General features: G+C 71.6%; 6 protein-coding genes (1 of these 6 only partly in view). All 6 read right to left on the bottom strand.

Annotated features, from left to right (window positions below; translation table 11 throughout):
• Window positions 1-1,631 carry the 5' end (the start) of an amino acid adenylation domain-containing protein gene (locus tag ABGB08_RS10515; protein ID WP_347588862.1) on the bottom strand. It extends 5,245 nt beyond the left edge of the window, so 1,631 of the gene's 6,876 nt are visible here — the first part of the coding sequence; it begins with the start codon at window positions 1,629-1,631; the stop codon falls past the left edge of the window.
• On the bottom strand, window positions 1,631-2,392 hold the full coding sequence (locus tag ABGB08_RS10520) for a thioesterase domain-containing protein (RefSeq protein ID WP_347588864.1): 762 nt from the start codon (window positions 2,390-2,392) through the stop codon (window positions 1,631-1,633). The genes ABGB08_RS10515 and ABGB08_RS10520 overlap by 1 nt, the downstream gene beginning before the upstream one ends.
• Window positions 2,389-9,102: an amino acid adenylation domain-containing protein gene (locus ABGB08_RS10525; protein WP_347588866.1), complete on the bottom strand. Its 6,714-nt coding sequence runs from the start codon at window positions 9,100-9,102 to the stop codon at window positions 2,389-2,391. The genes ABGB08_RS10520 and ABGB08_RS10525 overlap by 4 nt, the downstream gene beginning before the upstream one ends.
• Window positions 9,099-12,677: an amino acid adenylation domain-containing protein gene (locus tag ABGB08_RS10530; protein ID WP_347588868.1), complete on the bottom strand. Its 3,579-nt coding sequence runs from the start codon at window positions 12,675-12,677 to the stop codon at window positions 9,099-9,101. Before ABGB08_RS10530 ends, ABGB08_RS10525 begins: the two co-directional genes overlap by 4 nt.
• 100 nt (window positions 12,678-12,777) lie before the next feature.
• Window positions 12,778-18,399, bottom strand: a complete 5,622-nt coding sequence (locus ABGB08_RS10535) for an amino acid adenylation domain-containing protein (RefSeq protein WP_347588870.1) — start codon at window positions 18,397-18,399, stop codon at window positions 12,778-12,780.
• On the bottom strand, window positions 18,396-19,334 hold the full coding sequence (locus ABGB08_RS10540; RefSeq protein ID WP_347588872.1) for an LLM class flavin-dependent oxidoreductase: 939 nt from the start codon (window positions 19,332-19,334) through the stop codon (window positions 18,396-18,398). Before ABGB08_RS10540 ends, ABGB08_RS10535 begins: the two co-directional genes overlap by 4 nt.
• Between the last annotated feature and the right edge of the window lie 8 nt (window positions 19,335-19,342).

The raw sequence follows: 19,342 nt of genomic DNA on the forward strand, positions 1-19,342 counted from the left end.
GGGGTGCGCCGGGCCTGCTCGGCGACCAGTTCGTGCAGCGGCGGCCAGACCCCCACGACCGGTCCCTCCTCAGAAGACCGGACCAACCGCTCCGCACCCGGCGCGGCCATCGCGAGCTCCGCACCCGCGACCGGTCCCTCCTCACAGGACCTGAGCAACCGCTCCGCACCCGGCGTAGCCATCGCAAGCCCCGCGCCCGCGACCGGCCCTTCCTCCCAAGACCGCAGTAGCCGCTCTTCACCTGGCGCAGTCATCGGGAGTTCCGCGATCGGCCGGTCAGGTTCGGCGAGGACGCCGTCGAGCAGGCGTAGTAGATGATCGCTCATCCGCGTGACGGTGGCCTCGTCGAACAGGTCGGCCGCGTACTCGAAGGTGAGCCGGATGCCGCCGTTCTCCTCGATCATGTGTAGCGTCAGGTCCAGCTGGGAGCCCCGCCTGGTGACGTCCAGCGGGACCGTCTCGCCGATCGGGGGCAGCGCCCCGGCCTCGGCGGGCATGTTGCAGGCGAGACGGACCAGGGGCGGCGCGGACGGGTCGTGGTCGCTGCGCAGCTCGCGTACCAGCCGCTCGAAGGGCACGTTCTGGTGCCGCATCGCACCGATCAGCGCGTCCCTGACCCGCTCAAGCACGGTACGGAAAGCCGGACGCCCGCCGAGGTCGGCCCGGACCACCACCATGTTGGCGAACATGCCGACCAGGTGATGCAGCTCGGGTTCGGTCCGCCCGGAGACGAAGCTGCCGACCGCGATGTCGGCGGCCCCCGTATAACGGTGCAGCAGCACGCAATACAGGCCAAGCACGGTCATGTACGGCGTCGCCCCGGCCGCCCGCCCGATCTCGCCGAGCGCCCGCACTCGCTCCGGGTCGAGCAGGACCTGGAGCGAATGCCCCTCGTAGGTCGGTCTGGCCGGGCGGCGGCGGTCGGCGGGGAGTTCGAGCGGTTCCAGCCCGGCCAGCCGCTCGCGCCAGTAGCCGAGATCGGCGTCCAGGCCGCCGCCCGCCAGCTGCTCGCGCTGCCACTGGGCGTAGTCGGCGTACCCGACCGGCAGTTCGGGGGCGGGTTCGAGGGCCGCGAGCTCGCGCAGGATCAGGGTCAGCGAGGTGCCGTCCACGGCGATGTGGTGGGCGGCGATGACCAGCACGTGGTCGCCCTCGCCGAGGCGGATCAGCTCCACCCGCCACAGCGGTCCCTGGTCGAGCCGGTAGGGGCGGGCACCGGTGTCGTACGCGCGCTGGTAGGCGAGGCGTTCTGCGGCGGCGGGCTCGGCGCCGGAGAGGTCCACCAGCGGGATCTCCACCGGGACGGAGGCCGCGATCCGCATGACGGGCTCGCCGTCGTGTTCCGCCACGGTCATCCGCATCGCGTCGTGCCGGGCCACGATGGCGGCCAGCCGCCGCCGGATCTCGGCCAGGTCCACGTCCATCCGCAGCCGGCCGGCGATGACCAGGTTGAACAGCGGCACGTCACCGGCCAGCCGGTCCATCAGCCAGACGCGTTCCTGAGCGGGCGAGAGCCGTACCGGGCCGTCGCCTTCGCGGCGGGGCACGCGGGCGCGCGGCGGGCCCGCGGAACCGGCCGCCAGGCGGGCCAGCAGGCGGCGCTTGACCTCCGACATCGGCGCTTCGATCATCAGCGGTTCACCGCCCGGACGGCGAGCAGGTCGGCGGCGACGGAGCCGGTGAGGCGGCGGCGGGACGCGGTGAAGAAGGAGTGGTCGCCGGCCAGGACCCGCAGGGTGAACTCGCCGCTCGTCTCGGCCCGCCAGGCGGCCAGTTCGGGCACGGTGACGCTCGGGTCGGCGGCGGCGCCGAAGACGGTCACCGGAACCGTCAGGGGTGGCTCGGCGCGGCGGGTCCAGGTCTCGAACACCTCGTAGTCGGCGCGTACGCCGGTCTCGAACATGGAGAACAGGCCCGGGTCGGCGAGGATCGCGTCCGGGATGACCCCCAGGCCGCGCAGGTGCGCGGTCAGTTGCTCGGTCGGCAGCCGGTGCACCAGCGTCGGCTCGATCAGGGCCGGGGCGGGGAAGGCGAAGACGGCGAGCAGCTCGGGCGGGCGCCGTCCCGACCTGGCCAGGAACGCGGCCAGCTCCCAGGCGACGAGCGCCCCCGAGCAGTAGCCGAGCAGCGCGTATGGCCGGGCGAGGTCGTCGGCCAGGCCTTCGGCGAGGGCGGGCACGAGTTCGTCCATCCGCAGGTACGGCTTCTCGCGCAGGCGGCTCTCGCGTGCCGGGAACCGTACCCCGCACAGGTCTATCTCCGGGGGCAGGTCGTCGGCCCAGTCGCGGAAGGTCGCGCCGCCGCCCCCCGCGTGCGGGAAGCAGATCAGCCGGATCGCGCCGTCTCCGGCCGGCCGGAATCGGGCCAGCCAGGGGTTCCTCGGGTCCGTCATGGCCTCTCCTCCAGCGTCCGGTCCTGCGGCGTCCGGTGGGCCGCGACTTCCGGCGACCGGCTCATGGCGTGCACGGTCGGATGGTCGAAGGCCCAGCTCAGCGGCAGCTCGACGGCCAGCTCCGCGGACAGCCGCCCGACCAGCACGGGCGCGAGCAGGCTGTGCCCGCCGACGTCGAAGAAGTCGTCGTGCCCGCCGACGTCACGACCGAGCACCTCGGCCCAGACGGCGGCGATCCGCCGCTCCAGTGGGGTGGCGGGAACGGCTTGGACGGGTTCCTGGGCGGGAAGGGGGTCCTCGGCCAGGGACCGGCGGTCGATCTTGCCGGTGGCGGTGCGGGGCAGCTCGTCGCGGAGCACGACCTGGGCCGGGACCAGGTGCGCGGGCAGCCGGGCGGCCAGGGCTCGCCGCAGCCCGTCCGGGGTGCAGCGCCCGGCCGGAACTACGTGCGCGACGAGCCTGTGCCCGACGTCTCCATGCCCAGCGTTCCCCTGGCCGACGTTTTCGCGCCCGACGTTCCCCTGGCCGACGTTTTCGCGCCCGACGTTCCCCTGGCCGACGTTTTTGTGCCCGATGTCTTCGTGCCTGGCGCTTCCGTCGCCGACGTATCCGTGCCCGGCGGATTCGTGCCCGGCGGATTCGTGCCCGGCGGATTCGCGTCCGGCGGATTCGCGTCCGGCGGCCTCCGGCACGGCCACGACGGCGGCCTGTGCCACCTCGGGGAGTTCTTCGAGGACGGTTTCCACCTCGCCGGGTTCGACCCGCACCCCGCGGATCTTGACCTGGTGGTCGGCCCGGCCGAGCAGCTCCACCTGCCCGTCGGCGCGGACCCTGGCCAGGTCGCCGGTGCGGTAGAGGCGCTGTCCCGATCCAGCTGGGTCTGGGAGGAAACGTTCGGCGGTCAGGGTAGGCCGTCCCAGGTAGCCACGGGCCAGGCAGGCGCCACCTACGTGCAGTTCGCCGGGAACGCCCGCCGGTACCGGGTTTCCCCGCCGGTCGAGCACGCATGCCCGTACGCCCGCGATCGGCCGCCCGACCGGGACACTGCTCGCCGTCCCCGGCTCGCCCGGGGCGGCGTCCGGGCAGAGGGCGTCCCAGGCTTCGGACGCGCCGTACAGGTTGACCAGGGCGCGGCCCGGCATGACCTCGCGGAACAGACGATCCAGCTCGTGCGAGAGCGGCTCGCCGCTGCTGATCCAGGTCGTCAGGTACGGCAATCGCGCGGCCAGGTCGGGGACGGTACGCACCAGCAGCCGCAGCAGCGACGGCACGAGCAGGATGCGGCTGACCCGGTTGGCGGCGAGCTCGGCGACGAGCGCGTGCGGGTCGCGGGTCGCCTCGGGCGAGAGGACGACCGTGGGCACGCCCGCCAGCGCCGGACCGAGCAGCTCCCACAGGCTGTCGACGAACGCGATGGGAGTCTTCTGGCAGGCCACCTCGCCGGGAGCGAAGGGCAGGTCACGATGCATCCAGGCGAGACGGTTGAGCAGGGAGCGCCCGGTGATCGCCACTCCCTTGGGGCGGCCGGTGGACCCCGACGTGTAGACGACGGCCGACAGCGCCTCCGGATCGGCACCGGTGACGACCATGGTCGCGTCGCCGAGATCACTCAGGCCATCCAGCTCGTGCAGGACGTGCAGGTTGTGCAGGACGTGCAGGTTGTGTAATTCGGGTGAGCCGTCTGATTCGTCCAGCTCGTGCAGGTCAGGCGGGCCGTCCAGTTCGTTCAGCTCGTGCAGGTCGGGCAGGTTGTGCAGGCGGTCGAGGTCGTCGATCTGGATGATGCGCCGCCGCGTGGAAGGCGTCCAGGTGCCGTCGGTGATGATCACCTGGGCGTTCGAGTCCTCGATCATGTAGTTCAGGCGGTCGTCGGGGTGGCTCGGGTCGAGTGGTAGGTAGACGGCTCCGGCGTACAGGATGGCGAGGGCCGCCACGGGCAGGTCGAGTCCGAGCCCGAGGCGGACGCCGACGACGCTCTCCGGCGGGAGCCGGTGGAGTCTGACCGCCAGGGCCCGCGCGCGGCGGTCGAGTTCCGCGTATGTCAGCTCGGCTGTGGCGGTTCTGAAAGCGACGGCCTGGGGATGCTGTTCGACCCGTCTCGCGAAAAGGCATGCGATTCGTTCGTCACTCGCGGCAGGCCCACCATCTAGGGCATACGGCTGTTCGCGGGAGATCAGGGACAGTTCGTAGATAGGCAGGTCCGGGTCGGCGACTCCGGCTTCCACCACCAGCCTTAACGCCGTGCTCAGCCGCTCGATGCTGCTGCGGTCCCACAGCTCGGTGGAGTACTCCAGGAACCCCTCCAACTCGCCCGACTCGCTCTGCCAGGCGTGCAGCGACAAGTCAAACGCGGCTGTGCTCACCTCGACCGGGACCGGCTCAACCCGCAGACCTGGCGCGAACTCCTCCGTCGGTTCGGGCGTGTTCTGCACCACCACCGCAACCTGAACAAACGGCGTCACCCCCGGCGTACGAACCGGAGCCAACTCCTCCACGATCCGGTCGAAAGGAACCTCCTGATGAGCGAAGGCGTTCACGGCGGTGTCCCGGGACCGCCGGATCACCTCGCCCAACCCCGGATCACCACTCAGATCCGTGCGCAAAACCAGAGTGTTGACGAAGAAGCCGACCAGTTCCTCCAACTCCGGCACCACCCGATTAGAGGAAAAGGTCCCGACCACCGCATCGCCGCTCCCGCAGTAGCGCGAGACCACCACGTTCATCGCGGCCAGCAACCCCATGAACAAGGTCGCACCCTCACCCCGGCATGCCTCGACCAGCCGCCGGGTCACCCGCACGTCCAGACCGAAGGGCACCCGCTCCCCCGCCCCGCTCCGCCGGGCTGGACGAGGTCGATCCAGCGGCAGATCCAGCACCGAATCCGCCCCGCTCAACGCCTCCCGCCAAAACGCCAGACTCTCCTGCGGCACCCCGTTCTCGCGCTCCCACACCGCAAAGTCCGAGAACGACACCGCCAAATCCGCTAGAACATCGCCCCGATACAAAGCGGCCAGATCCCGCAGGAAAACCGTCCCGGACCAGCCGTCAAAGACGATGTGATGCGCCGACACCACCAGCACATGCTCCCGGGCACCCACCCGCACCAACCGGAAAAACACCACCGGCCCCGCGGCCAGATCGAAAACCCGCCGCCCCTCCGCCCGAACCAACCCCCCGACCACGTCCCCCGGCGAACCGGGTTCCACCGGCGAGTCGACCCACTCCCAGCCCGCGGCCACGTCCTCCGGTAAACCGGACCCTCCCGACGCGTCGATCCACTCCACCCGAACCGGGACAGGCGGATCCACCACCATCACCGGCTCGCCGCCCACCCCCACAAAACGCGACCGCAACACCTCATGACGCGCCACCAAAGCCGACAACGCCCCATTCAGGCGACCCACATCCAAAACCCCGGTCAGCCGCAACGGCCACACCACCGAATAATCCCGGCCACCACCGGCCAGACCGTCCACGAACCACAGCCGCCGCTGACCCAGGGAGGGGGGCAGGGGGCCCTCATGAGGGCCGGGGGTGATGGCGGGGCGGGTGGAGGGGGAGGGGGAGGTCAGGCGGTCTCGGAGGAGTTCGGACAGGTTGGCGATCGTGGGGGTGGCCAGGAAGTCCGCGAGGGGGACATCTCGGCCGAAGGCGCGCCGGATCCGGGCCAGCAGGCGGCCGGCGAGGAGGCTGTGGCCGCCGAGGTCGAAGAAGTGGTCGTGCACTCCCGCGCGGTCCAGGCCGAGCAGCGTGGTCCAGATGCCGGCGACTGCTTGCTCGATGGGGTCACGCGGCGGCTCGTACGACCGGTCGAGATCTGGACGCCCGGCCTCGGGTTCCGGCAGCGCCGCCCGGTCGACCTTCCCGCTGGGACTGACCGGCAGCGCGTCGAGCAGGACGAACTGCGACGGCACCATGTATCCGGGCAGCGCCAGCCGCGCGTGCCGGAACATCTCGCTCGGCCCCGGCCACGCCCCTTCCGCGACCACGTAGGCGATCACCCTGCGGTCGCCCTCGTGCTCGGGCGCGGTGACGACGGTGTCCCGTACCGACCGATGCTTGCGGAGCACCGCCTCGATCTCGGCCAGTTCGACCCGGAACCCCCGGATCTTGACCTGCTGGTCGGCCCGGCCGAGGAACTCGATGAGCCCGTCGCCGCGGCGTCGCACCAGGTCCCCGGTCCGGTAGAGCCGCCGCCCCGCCGCTCCCGGGCGCGGATCGGGCACGAACCGCTCGGCTGTCAGCCCCGGCCGCCCGAGATACCCTCGGGCCAGCCCGTCACCCCCGACGAGCAGTTCGCCGGTGACGCCGTCCGGCACGCGGTGGAGACGCCGGTCCACGATGCTCACGCTGGTGTACGGCAGCGCGTCGCCGATGGGCACATGCCCGGTGTGGTCGCGCGGCACCGGATAGCAGGTGCTGAAGATCGTGCACTCGGTCGGGCCGTACCCGTTCATGACCTGGCCGTTCGGGACCAGCGCGGCGGCCCGCCCGACGTGGTCGGCGGACAGCTGGTCCCCGCCAGCGATCAGCCAGCGTACGGTCGGGAACGGGCGCTCGGCGCAGTCGACGACGGCGTGGAAGAGCGCGGCCGTCAGCCAGGTCACGGTGACCGGTTCGGCCGCCAGGAACGCGGCGACCCGCTCGGGCAGCGCCTTTCCCGGCGGGAGGATCGCCAGGGTGTGCCCGTTGACCAGGCAGCCGAACACCTCCAGGACCGACACGTCGAACGAGAGCGGAGTGGCGAACAGGAACACCTCGTGCCCGTCCAGCGGCAGCCAGCCCGGTTCGCTGACCCGCCGCGTGACAGCGCCGTGCGGAACCCCGACTCCTTTGGGCCGCCCGGTGCTGCCGGAGGTGTAGATAACGTACGCGAGGCTGTCCGGCCCATATCCGGCCGCACTCAAGAAGCCCGGCGCGACGCCATCCGCGACCCGAACGAGCCGGAGCCCTTCCGGGAGGCGAGGAGCGGAGGCATCGTCGGTGATGATCACCGTCGTCCCCGAGTCCTCGATCATGTACGTCAGGCGTTCCCGCGGGTATTCGGGTTCCAGCGGCAGGTACGCGGCTCCGGCCAAGAGCACAGCCAGCAGCGCGACCGGCACGTCAAGCGATCGTTCGAGACAGACGCCGACAGTCGTCCCCGGTGAGACGCCGAGCTCGTTCAGACGGGCTGCGAGCCGACGCGCGCGATGTTCGAGCTCGCCGTAGGTCAGCTCGGCTCCGGCACAAGTCGCGGCGACCGCGCCGGGACACCGAGCCGCCTGCTCAACGATCAACTCGTGCAGGAGGCGCGCCGGAGTCGACTGATCCACTTCCTGCACCAGGGGTGGAACCAGAGGCAGTTCGTGAATGGACAGGTCCAGATCGGCGAGCCCCGCCTCGAGCACCAGCCGCAACGCATCTCCCAGCCGCTGGGCACTCCCCCGATCCCACAACTCGGTGGAGTACTCCAGGAACCCCTCCAACTCGCCCGACTCGCTCTGCCAGGCGTGCAGCGACAAGTCAAACGCGGCTGTGCTCACCTCGACCGGGACCGGCTCAACCCGCAGACCTGGCGCGAACTCCTCCGTCGGTTCGGGCGTGTTCTGCACCACCACCGCAACCTGAACAAACGGCGTCACCCCCGGCGTACGAACCGGAGCCAACTCCTCCACGATCCGGTCGAAAGGAACCTCCTGATGAGCGAATGCGTTCACGGCGGTGTCCCGGGACCGCCGGATCACCTCGCCCAACCCCGGATCACCACTCAGATCCGTGCGCAAAACCAGAGTGTTGACGAAGAAGCCGACCAGTTCCTCCAACTCCGGCACCACCCGATTAGAGGAAAAGGTCCCGACCACCGCATCGCCGCTCCCGCAGTAGCGCGAGACCACCACGTTCATCGCGGCCAGCAACCCCATGAACAAGGTCGCACCCTCACCCCGGCATGCCTCGACCAGCCGCCGGGTCACCCGCACGTCCAGACCGAAGGGCACCCGCTCCCCCGCCCCGCTCCGCCGGGCTGGACGAGGTCGATCCAGCGGCAGATCCAGCACCGAATCCGCCCCGCTCAACGCCTCCCGCCAAAACGCCAGACTCTCCTGCGGCACCCCGTTCTCGCGCTCCCACACCGCAAAGTCCGAGAACGACACCGCCAAATCCGCTAGAACATCGCCCCGATACAAAGCGGCCAGATCCCGCAGGAAAACCGTCCCGGACCAGCCGTCAAAGACGATGTGATGCGCCGACACCACCAGCACATGCTCCCGGGCACCCACCCGCACCAACCGGAAAAACACCACCGGCCCCGCGGCCAGATCGAAAACCCGCCGCCCCTCCGCCCGAACCAACCCCCCGACCACGTCCCCCGGCGAACCGGGTTCCACCGGCGAGTCGACCCACTCCCAGCCCGCGGCCACGTCCTCCGGTAAACCGGACCCTCCCGACGCGTCGATCCACTCCACCCGAACCGGGACAGGCGGATCCACCACCATCACCGGCTCGCCGCCCACCCCCACAAAACGCGACCGCAACACCTCATGACGCGCCACCAAAGCCGACAACGCCCCATTCAGGCGACCCACATCCAAAACCCCGGTCAGCCGCAACGGCCACACCACCGAATAATCCCGGCCACCACCGGCCAGACCGTCCACGAACCACAGCCGCCGCTGACCCAGGGAGACCGGTGCGACCAGGGTTTCCGTCGGTGGGGCTAGTTCGGTCATCGGGAGTCACCTCCGAGTCCGCGTAAGAGTTCAGCCAGTTCCGGGGTGTCGCCGACGGCTGCGGCCAGGGCGCGGCCGGCGCGGAGGCGGGTCGCGGTGGCGATCTCCGGTCCGGGTGAAGCCGTCGCGCGGTCGACGGCGTCGGCCACGTCGGCCAGGCGGGGGTGCTGGAAGATCAAACGAACGCCCGCGCTCACCCCGAGGCGGCGGCGCATCCGGGCCGCGGCCTGGGCGGCCAGGAGCGAGTGGCCGCCGAGTTCGAAGAAGTCGTCATCGGGGCCGACTTCGGCGACTCCGAGGACCTCGCACCAAATCTCGGCCAGCGTGTGCTGAGTCTGTCCGGACAGCTCAGCCCGGTCGGCGCGGGCGGGAACGGGGTCGGGCAGCGCCTGCGTGTCGATCTTCCCGCTGCCTGTCCTGGGCAGGACGGGCAGCCACACGTACGCGGCAGGGACCAGGTGGCCCGGCAGCAGCCGGGCCGCGTGCGCCCGGATCTCGCGTGCGCTGACCTGCCCCTCCTCGCTCGGAACGAGGTAGGCGACCAGATTCCCGGCGCGTACGGTCACCGCCGCGTCCCGCACGGACCGATGCCGGCGCAGGATCGACTCGGGTTCCGCGGGCTCGATCCGGTAACCGCGCAGGCTGATCTGGTTGTCGGCGCGGCGTACGAACTCCAGGGAGCCGTCGGCGAAACGTCGGCCGATGTCGCCCGTCCGGTAGAGGCGACGGCCGGTGGCGAAGGGGTGCGGGATGAAACGGTCGGCCGTGGCGCCGGGCGCGCGGAGATAACCCCGGGTCAGCCCGAGCCCGCCGATGTGGATCTCGCCGGGGACCCCGTCGGGCACGGGTTCCAGCTCCCGGTCCAGGAGGTGGATCTCGGTTCCCGGGATGGCCCGGCCGATCGTGACCCTGGCCCGGTCGGTGCTCGCGTCCAGGTGGGCGATGGCGGAGACCATGCTCGCCTCCGTGACGCCGTAGGCGTGCGCGAGCCGTACCGAGGGGGCGACCTGGCGCCAGCGCGCGAGCTGGGCCGGGTCGGCGGGCTCGCTGCCGATCACGACCAGCCGCAGCGACTCGGGCACCGGCGCGCCGTCCTCAGCGATGGCGGCGCACAGGAGGTTCAGGTAGGACGTCGGGAGATGCGCGACGGTGACGCCGAGCCGGGCTACCGCCTCCAGGAAGGTCTGCGGGCTGTCGAGCATGTCGTCGGAGCGCAGAACCAGGGCAGCCCCGGTGGCCAGACAGGGGAAGATCTCCTCCGCGCTGAGGTCGAACCCCAGCGAGCCGAACTGAAGCACCCGATCCTCCGAGTTCAGCCCGTACGCCACGAGATCGGCCGCCACATAGGCCTCAAGCCCGCCCCGAGTGACCTCGACCCCCTTGGGCCGCCCGGTCGACCCCGACGTGAACATCACATAGGCAAGGTCGTCGGGACCGACCTCGGGCCACGCCTGCGCCGGTTCCTCGGGAGCCTCGGTCTCCGTGAGATCCACAACGAGCGCGTTCTGCGCAGAGCTGACCCGATGCGAAGTCTCCGCGAGAGTCACCACGAGCGCGTCCGGCGGGAGGCCGGTCGCGTGCTGAGCGGTCGCGTGCCGAGCGCTGGTGAGTACGGCGGCCGGGGCCGCGTGGCCGAGAAGATCGGCGATTCGCTCCACGGGCTGGTCCAGCTCAATCGCCAGGTAGGCCGCCCCTGCCCGCAGCACACCCTGGATCGCGACGATCGCCTCCGGCGACCGGTCACAGCAGACCGCGACCAGCGATCCCGGCCCCACACCGCGCTGCCCAAGCTGCCCGGCCAGCCGATCAGCGGCCAGGCGCAACTCGGCGTAGGTGAGCCGCTCCGACCCCGACGCCGAGATCACCGCCACCGGGCTGGGCGTGGGGGGTTCAGGGGCAAGCCGGGGTGCGCTGGAAGTGCGCGGTTCGGGGGTGAGCGGGGATGCACTGGGCGTGTGCGGTTGGGGAGCGGACCGAAGGGCGTTACGTGTGCGCGGTTCGGGAGCGGGCCGGGGGTCCCCCGGCGTGCCCAGTTCGGGGGTAAGCCAGGGTGCGCTGGGCGTGCTCGGTTCGGGAGAGGCCCGAAGGACGCTGGGCATGCACGACTCGGGAGTCAGCGGGGATGCGCCGGACATCCTTTGATCGGGAGTGGGCTGCAGCGCGCTGGTCGTGCGCGACTTGGGAGTCAGCAGAGATGCGCCGGACGTGCTTAGTTCGGGAGCGGGCGGCAGTGCGCTGGTCGTGCGCGGTTCGGGAGTGGGTCGGGGGACGCTGGGCGGTGTGGCGAGGATTCTGGCTCGGTCGTGGGTGTCGAGCAGCGGGAGTTCGGTGATCGGGCGGGTGGGGTGGGTGACGGCTGCCGCCAGGAGGGGGCACAGGCAGGCGAGTAGGGAAGTGGCGGTGGGGGTCTCGAAGAGTTCGGTGCTGTACTCGGCGAGCAGGTGGGCGTCGCCGGTGACGGTGAGGCTGAGGTCGAACAGGGAGACTCGCCGGTCCAGCACGGTCAGCGGGGTGACCTTGACGCCGTCCAGGTGGAGTCGTCCCGACGAGAGGGGTTCGGCGTCCAGCATGACCTGGAACAGGGGGTTGTGGCCTGGTGTGCGGGTGGGGTTGACGGCGTGGACGATGCGGTCGAAGGGCACCGAGGCGTGCTCATGGGCCGCCAGTACCGTTTCCCGCACTCGGGCGAGTAGATCGCGGAATCCCTCTCGGGGCCGTACCTGGACTCGGAGCGGGAGCGTGTTCGCGAAGCACCCGATCAGCGCCGCTGTCTCGGGGCGGTCGCGGCCCGCGTGCGTGGTTCCGATCACGAGATCCTCAGCGCCGCTCACCCGGTGCAGCAGCAGCGCGAAGGCCGCCAGCATCGCGGTGTACGGCGTCGCCCGCAGTTCCCTGGCCAGCGTGGCCAGCGCGGCAGGTGGCGGGTCCACGGCGAGGAGCGCGCCCTGGTATCCCCGCACGCTGGGTCGGCGCCGGTCCACCGGCAGTTCCAGCAGCGGTGGCGCTCCGGCCAGAGACTGCGCCCAGTAGGCGATCCCCCGATCCAGCTCGCCGCGTTCGACCAGCGCACGCTGCCACAGGGCGTGATCGGCATACTGCAGCTGAAGCGGCGGCAGTTCCGCGCCCCGGTAGGCCACGCTCAGCTCGTCCAGCAGCACCCCCACCGACCACCCGTCGCAGATCGCGTGGTGCACGGCCAGCAGCCAGACGTGCCGGTCGGGGGCGGTCCGCAGCATCTCGCTGCGCACCAGCGGGCCATCGAACGCCCGCCGCGCGTGCTCGGCGGCGTGCGCCTCAACCTCGCCCGGCCCGATGTCGATCACCGGCAGCGCGACGGCGAGTTCGTCCGCGATCACCTGATGGGGCCGGCCGCCGACCGGCCGCAGTGTGGTGCGCAGCGACTCGTGCCGCGCGACCACCCGCTGCAGCGCCGCGTGGAAAGCTGGGACGTCCAGCGGGCCGGTGAGTTCCAGCGCCAGGTGCATCGTGTGCGGCGGCGGACCCCCGGCAAGCTGTTCCAGGAACCAGAACCGCTCCTGTGCATAGGAGGCGGGAACCGCGACGACCGAGCTCACCAGGCCACCTCCGCACCCATTTCGCCGAACCCGCCGGGCCCGACCAACCCATCGATGAACCGTTCCTGCGCGTAGGAGGCGGGAACCGCGACGACCGGGCTCACCGGGCCACCTCCGCACCGATTCCGCCGAACCCGCCGGGCTCGTCGAAGCCATCGATTCCGTCGGGGTCGTCGAAGAGGTCGGCGTCCATCCGGTACGCCTCCCGGCCCGCGGCCACCAGCGGGAGGGTGAGCGCGAGCCCCCTCGCCGCGACCCGCTGGGCGATGGCCGCGACGGTCGGCGCGGCGAGCAGGTCCCGTACGGACACCTCGCGGCCGAGCCGAGCGCGCAGCTGGATGGCGGCGCGTGCGGCCAGCAGGCTGTGCCCGCCGAGGGCGAAGAAGTCGTCGAAGGCGCCCACCCGTGGCACGCCCAGCACCTCGCCGAGCACTGTGGCTACCGTCAGTTCCAATTCGTCCCGAGGCGCCACAAATGGCAGGTCGGACGCGGGCGGCGCGGTCTCGGCCAGGGCCCGCCGGTCCACCTTGCCTGAGCTGGTCCTCGGAAAGGCGGGCACCTCGGTGAACGACCCGGGGATCATGTAGTCCGGCAGCCGCGACCCGAGCCATTCCCGCAGGTCGGCGACCCTCCCGGGGGCGACGATCAGGTACGCGGCGAGCCGTTCGGACCGCCCCGTGGCCTGACCAGCGGAGTCGGCGCCCGCATCGCGGCAAGCGACCACGACCGCGTCGCGGACGCCGGGGCAGGTGCGCAGCACGGCTTCGATCTCGCCGGGTTCGACTCGGAAGCCGCGGACCTTGACCTGGTCGTCGGCGCGGCCCAGGAACTCGATGGCTCCGTCGGGGCGCACCCGGCCGCGGTCTCCGGTGGCATAAGAGCGAGCGCCGGGCGGGCCGGTCGGGCAGGGCACGAACCGTTCGGCGGTGCGGGCGGGCTCACCGTGATACCCGCGGGCGAGGGTGGGGCCGGAGAGGTGGATCTGCCCGGCCGTCCCGGTGGCGGCGGGTCGCCCGGCCTGATCCAAGACGCGGGCAGTGACGCCGGGCAGCCCGCGCCCAATGGGCAGCCACAGCGCACCGCCAATGGCGGCCTCGTCCCGTAAAGCCCCGTCCCGTAAAGCCCCGTCCCGTAAAGCCCCGTCCCGTAAAGCCCCGTCCCGTAAAGCCCCGTCCCGGAAGATCTCGTCCTGCAAGGCCCCGTGCCGCAAGGCACCATCCCTCACGATCTCGTTCCACAAGGTCCCGTCTTGCAAGGCCTCGTCCTGTAAGGCCCCGTGCCGCATCTCGGCCAGCAAGATCTCGTTCCGCAAGGTCCCGTCCTGCAAGGCCTCGTCCTGCAAGACCCCGTCCCACAGGGTGCTGCCGACCGTGGCCTCGGTCACGCCGTACACGTTGAGGATGCGTGGGCCACGACCTGTCACGCGGCGCAACGCCCGGTATTCCGCCGGGGTCCATGGCTCGCCGCCGACGGCGATGAGCCGCAGGAAGGACAGGCTCTCGCCAGTGGCGGCGCAATGATCGACTAGCAGCCGCACGACCGAGGGCAGGAACTCGCCGTAGCGCACGTCGTTGTCGCGCAGCGCCTGGTAAAGCGCGGCCGGGTCGAGGACGGTGTCGCGTGGGCAGATCACCAGTGTGCCGCCGCTGGCCAGCGCCCGGACCAGGTCGCCGGTGCACACGTCGAACGGGAACGCGGCGAGTTGCGCGTGCGCGCCGGGGCGCAGTTGGTAGGCCTCAGCCCAGGCCCGGTATTCCGCCGCCAGCCCGCCGTGGGTCAGCACGACCCGCTTGGGCCGTCCGGTGGATCCCGACGTCGTGATCAGGTAGGCGGCGTTCTCCGGATCGGCGACGGACAGCCGGTTCCCCTCGTCCGGCCCGGCGAGAGCGTCCACGGCGACGACCGTGGCGGAACCGCCGACAGCGAGGGCGAGGGCGGGCTTGAGCCGCGCGGTGGTCAGGATGATCGTCGCTGAAGTGTCGAGGAGGGCGTGGCGGAGGCGTTCAGTCGGCCAGGAGGGGTCCAGGGGAAGGTAGGCCGCGCCCGCTTTGAGCACACCCAGCACGGCAGGCGGCATGGCGAGGTCGCGATCCAGGCACAGGGCGACGACCTGCTCAGGACCCGCCCCCGCGCGCCGCAGGAAGGCCGCGACCTGGTTGGCCCACCGATTCAGCTCCCCGTAGGCGAGGGAGCCACCGCCGCAGAGCCGGACCGCGACCGCACCGGGATGGGCAGCAGCGTGCCGCTCGACAAGGACCTGGACCGGGTCGGGGCGACCCAGGACCAGTTCGCCAACCGGCAGATCCGGCTCGACCAGGGCCTGGGCGGGGTCAGGGCAATCCAAAACCAACTCGCCCACCCGCACATCCGACTCGACGAGCATCTCAATGGGATCCGCGCGATCCAAAGCCAACTCGCCAACCGGCGAATCCGGCCCAACGAGCACCTCAACGAGATCCGCGCGATCCAAAGCCAACTCGCCGACCGGAACCTCCGGCTCGACCAGGGCCTGGACGGGGTCGGGGGACTCCAGAGTCAGTTCGCCGACCGGCAGGGTTGGGTCGTTGAGGGCGGCGGTGAGGAGGTGCTCGTACTGGTGGGTGAGGCGGGTGATCGTGGCGGGGGCGAACAGGTCGGCCCGGTATTCCCAGATCATGGTGATTCGGGGGTCGCGCTCGTTGGCGGGGAGATCTGTCTGGCGTTCCGCGCGGGGAACCGCCAGGACGGAGAGGTCTACCTTGGCGGTGCCGTTCTGGCGTTCTAGGTAGGTTCCGTGGACGTCGCCCAGGTCGATCGGGCCGAGTGGTGCGTCGTCCATGTTGAACATCGCCGCGAACAGCGGATTGCGGCCGGGGGTTCGGGCCGGAGCCAGTGCCTCCACCACGCGGGTGAACGGGAGTTCCTGGTTGGCCTGGGCGCCGAGGGCGACCTCCATGGCCTGGCTGAGCACGTCGGCGAAGCTGGGGTTTCCGGTCAGGTCGAAGCGGAGGGTCACCGGGTTGACGAACATCCCGAGAACGTTCTCGCTGCCCGGGACGCGGCGGTTGGCGAAGGCCGAGCCGACGCACAGGTCTCGCTGGCCGCCGACCCGGTGCAGGAGTGTCGCGTAGGCCGCCAGCAGCGTGGCGAACAGCGTCACGCCGCGTTCGCGGGCGCAGGCGCGGACCCGCTGCGACAGCTCGGCCGGCAGTTCCACCCGGTGGGCCGCGCCCGCGAACGCCGGTCCCGGCGGCCGGGGCCGGTCGTAGGGCAGGTCCAGGGAGTCATCGGCGCCCCTCAGCCGCCGCGTCCAGTACTCCCTCTGTTCCGACAGATCCGTCTGCCGTTGCCAGCGCGCGAAATCGCCGTACTGGATCTGCGGTTCCGGCAGATCGGCCTGCCGCTGCCAGCGCGCGAAATCGCCGTATTGGGCCTGCGGTTCCGGCAGATCTGCCCCCCGTCGCCCGTCCGCGAAGTCGCCGGACTGAACCCGCAGTTCCGGCATATCCGGCCGCTGTCGCACCTGCGCGAAGCCGCGCACCTGCGGTTCCGGCGATTCATCCCCCCGGTAGAGCGCCGAGAGCTCCCGTACCAGCAGCGCGAATGACCAGCCGTCGTGGACGAGATGGTGTTCGACGAGCACGAGTTCGTGCAGCAGGGGGTTCAGGCGTAGCAGCGTCCAGCGCACCAGCGGTAGCCGGGTCAGGTCGAACGGGACGCGCGTTTCGGCGAGCACGGCCGCCTCGCGTCCGGCCTCGTCCACCTCCACCAGGGGGATCTCCACCCGGTATGGCGGATGCACCCGCTGCACCGGCCCTCCGTCGGCGCCGGTCGCCACTGTCGTCCTGAGCACCTCGTGCCGTTCGACCAGCCGGGTGACCGCGTATTCCAGGCGGGCGTGGTCAAGCGGCCCGGCCAGCCGGAACGTCGTGGGCGCGTTGTAGGCGATGTTGCCGGGCTGGAGCTCCTCCTGGAACCAGATCTGCTCCTGGGCGAGCGACAGCGGCACTTCCCCCGGCCCGCCACCGGCGGCGGTGAGCGGCGGCCAGGTCGAGCGGGACCGGCCGGAACCGGCGAGCGCCGCGAGCCCGGCTACGGTCGGGGCCGCGAACACCTCGCGTAGCTCAAGCTCCACGCCGGTCGAGGCGCGCAGCGCGGCCAGCACCCGCATCGCGCCGATCGAGGTGCCGCCCAGCTGGAAGAAGTCGTCGTCCACGCCGACCGAGGGCAGTCCGAGCACCCGCCGCCAGATCCCGGCCAGCTCGCGCTCCATCTCAGTCCTGGGCGGGCCCGAAGTCCCCGCCTCCATCGGCCGCCCCGGCAGCGCGGCCCGGTCGAGCTTGCCCGCCGCCGTGACGGGCAGCCGGTCGTGCAGGTGCCAGGCCCCCGGAATCATCCACGGCGGCAGCCGCTCGGCCAGCCACGCCCGCAGCTCCCCAGGAGACGGCGGGCTGCCGGCGGCGACGAGATGGGCGTCAAGCCGATCGGGCCCGGCCACCACGCAGCACCACGCCACCGCCGGATGCGCGCCCAGCGCCGCCTCCACCTCACCGGGCTCCACCCGATGCCCGCGAATCTTGACCTGCTCGTCCACCCGCCCGAGGAACTCCAGCCCATACGGCTTCCGCCGCGCCGCCCGGTCACCCGTGCGATACATCCGCGCCCCCGGCGGCCCATACGGATCGGGCACGAACCGCTCCGCCGTCTCCCCCGGACGCCCCAGGTACCCCCGGGCCAGAGCGTCGCCGCCGATGTAAAGCTCCCCGCCCCGGCCACCACGGACCCGCCGCAACTCCCCATCCAGAACCGCCAGCCGCCGAACCCCGACCCGCCGCCCGATCGGCACCTGTTCCGCCTCGGCCGAAACCACCTCGTGCAAGCTGGCGGTGATCACGGCCTCCGTCGGCCCGTACGCGTTGACCAGCGGCACACGATGCGCACCCAGATAACGTCGCGCGGCCTGAACCGGAAGCCGCTCCCCACCCGCCAGCAGCAACCGCAACGACCCAGCGGGCAGCGGGCGTTCCTCCGCCATGAGCTCCGCGAACAACGCGGCGGGCAGATCGGCCACGGTCACGCCGTCACCGAGAGCACGGCGCACCTCGGCGGTCCCCCACGGATCGGGGCCACGCATGACCACGGTCGCCCCACTGCCCAGCGCCACGAACAGCTGCTCGATCGCGACGTCCACCGACTCCCCGGCCACCTGCAGGACGGTGTCCCGCGGCCCAACCCCCAGCCGTACGGCCATGGCCCGCACATGCGCCGCCACCGCCCCATGCGCCACGACGACCCCTTTGGGCGTCCCAGTGGACCCCGAGGTGTAGACGACGTAGGCCGCCGCCTCCCGCGGAACCTCCGGCCAGGCCGCGACGGCGGGCCCGCCGGGCCGGTCCACGTCCACGTTCGTGAGCCCCGTGAAAGTACCGACCACGATGGTCGCCCCGGCGTCGGCGAGGATCGCCCGCGCGCGCCGATCAGGGGATCCCACCGGCACTACCAGGAACGCGCTCCCCGCCTCCAGCACGGCCAGCAGCGCCACCGCCAGCCGTACCCCGCGCGGCACGCAGACCCCGACCACCCGCTCGGGCCCCGCGCCGAGCGCCCGCAACCGCCCCGCCAGCGCCAGGGAACGCTCGGCGAGCTCCCCATAGGTCAGCTGCTCCGCGCCACACACGACGGCGACCGCCTGAGGCCTTCGCGCCGCCGCCGCCAGCACCGCTCCATGCAACGTCGCGGTCATCGGCAGGCCAGCGCTTCGACGGTACGGGTGAACAGCGTGCGGTCGTGGTGCGCGGAGGCCATGGGCGTGATGACGACCTGGGTCGCCCCCGCCTGCTCGTACCGGTCCGCCATGGCGCGGATGTCGTTCTCGACACCCAGCACGGCGATGGCGGCGAGCATCTCATCCCCGACCGCGCCACGCGCGAGGTCGCCGCCGAACCCGCTCCGCTCGTACATCCGCCGGTAGGAGGGCACCCGCGCGTACGCGGCGAGGTAACGGCGCAACAGCTCCCGATCCTGATCCAGATCGTCGCAGACCGCGCCAGGAACCATCGCGACAACGGGGAACCCGTCCAAGGAGCGCCCGGCGGCACGCAAGCCCCGCCGCAACGCGGGCATGACCACCTCGCGCAGGTGATCGGCCGTGCACATCCACACCAGCAGCCCGTCCGCGACCTCCCCGGCCAGCTCCGCCAGCGCCGGCCCGAACGCGCCGACGTACACGGGCAGCCCGGCGCGGCGCGGCGAGACGTAGACGGCGTTGGCCCGGAACCGGGAGCCTGTGGTGTGCACCTCGCCGTCGCGGACCAGAGCGGTGACGACCTCCAGATACTCGCGCATGGACGGCACCGGCGCGTCCGCCGGCCGGCCGAGCATCCAGTCGGCGGTGAGCCGGTGACCGGTGCCGACCCCGAGCGCGAACCGCCCGCCGGACAGCTCGTCGATCGTCAGCGCGGTCTGGGCCATGGTGACCGGAGGCCGGGTGTAGTAGGGCAGCACGCCGGCGCCCAGGGTGACCCGGTCGGTGACGCCGCACATCGCGGCCAGCACGGCGGCGCTGTCGCGGAGGCTGGGCAGCTGCACCAGCCACACGGCGTCGGCGCCGAGCTTCTCGGCAAGGCGGGCCCGCTCGAGCATCTCGGCCACGGGCAGGTCCTGCCCGTGTATCACCACTCCGGTCG

The sequence above is a fragment of the Acrocarpospora sp. B8E8 genome (assembly GCF_039871605.1).
Classification (GTDB): Bacteria; Actinomycetota; Actinomycetes; order Streptosporangiales; family Streptosporangiaceae; genus Acrocarpospora; species Acrocarpospora macrocephala.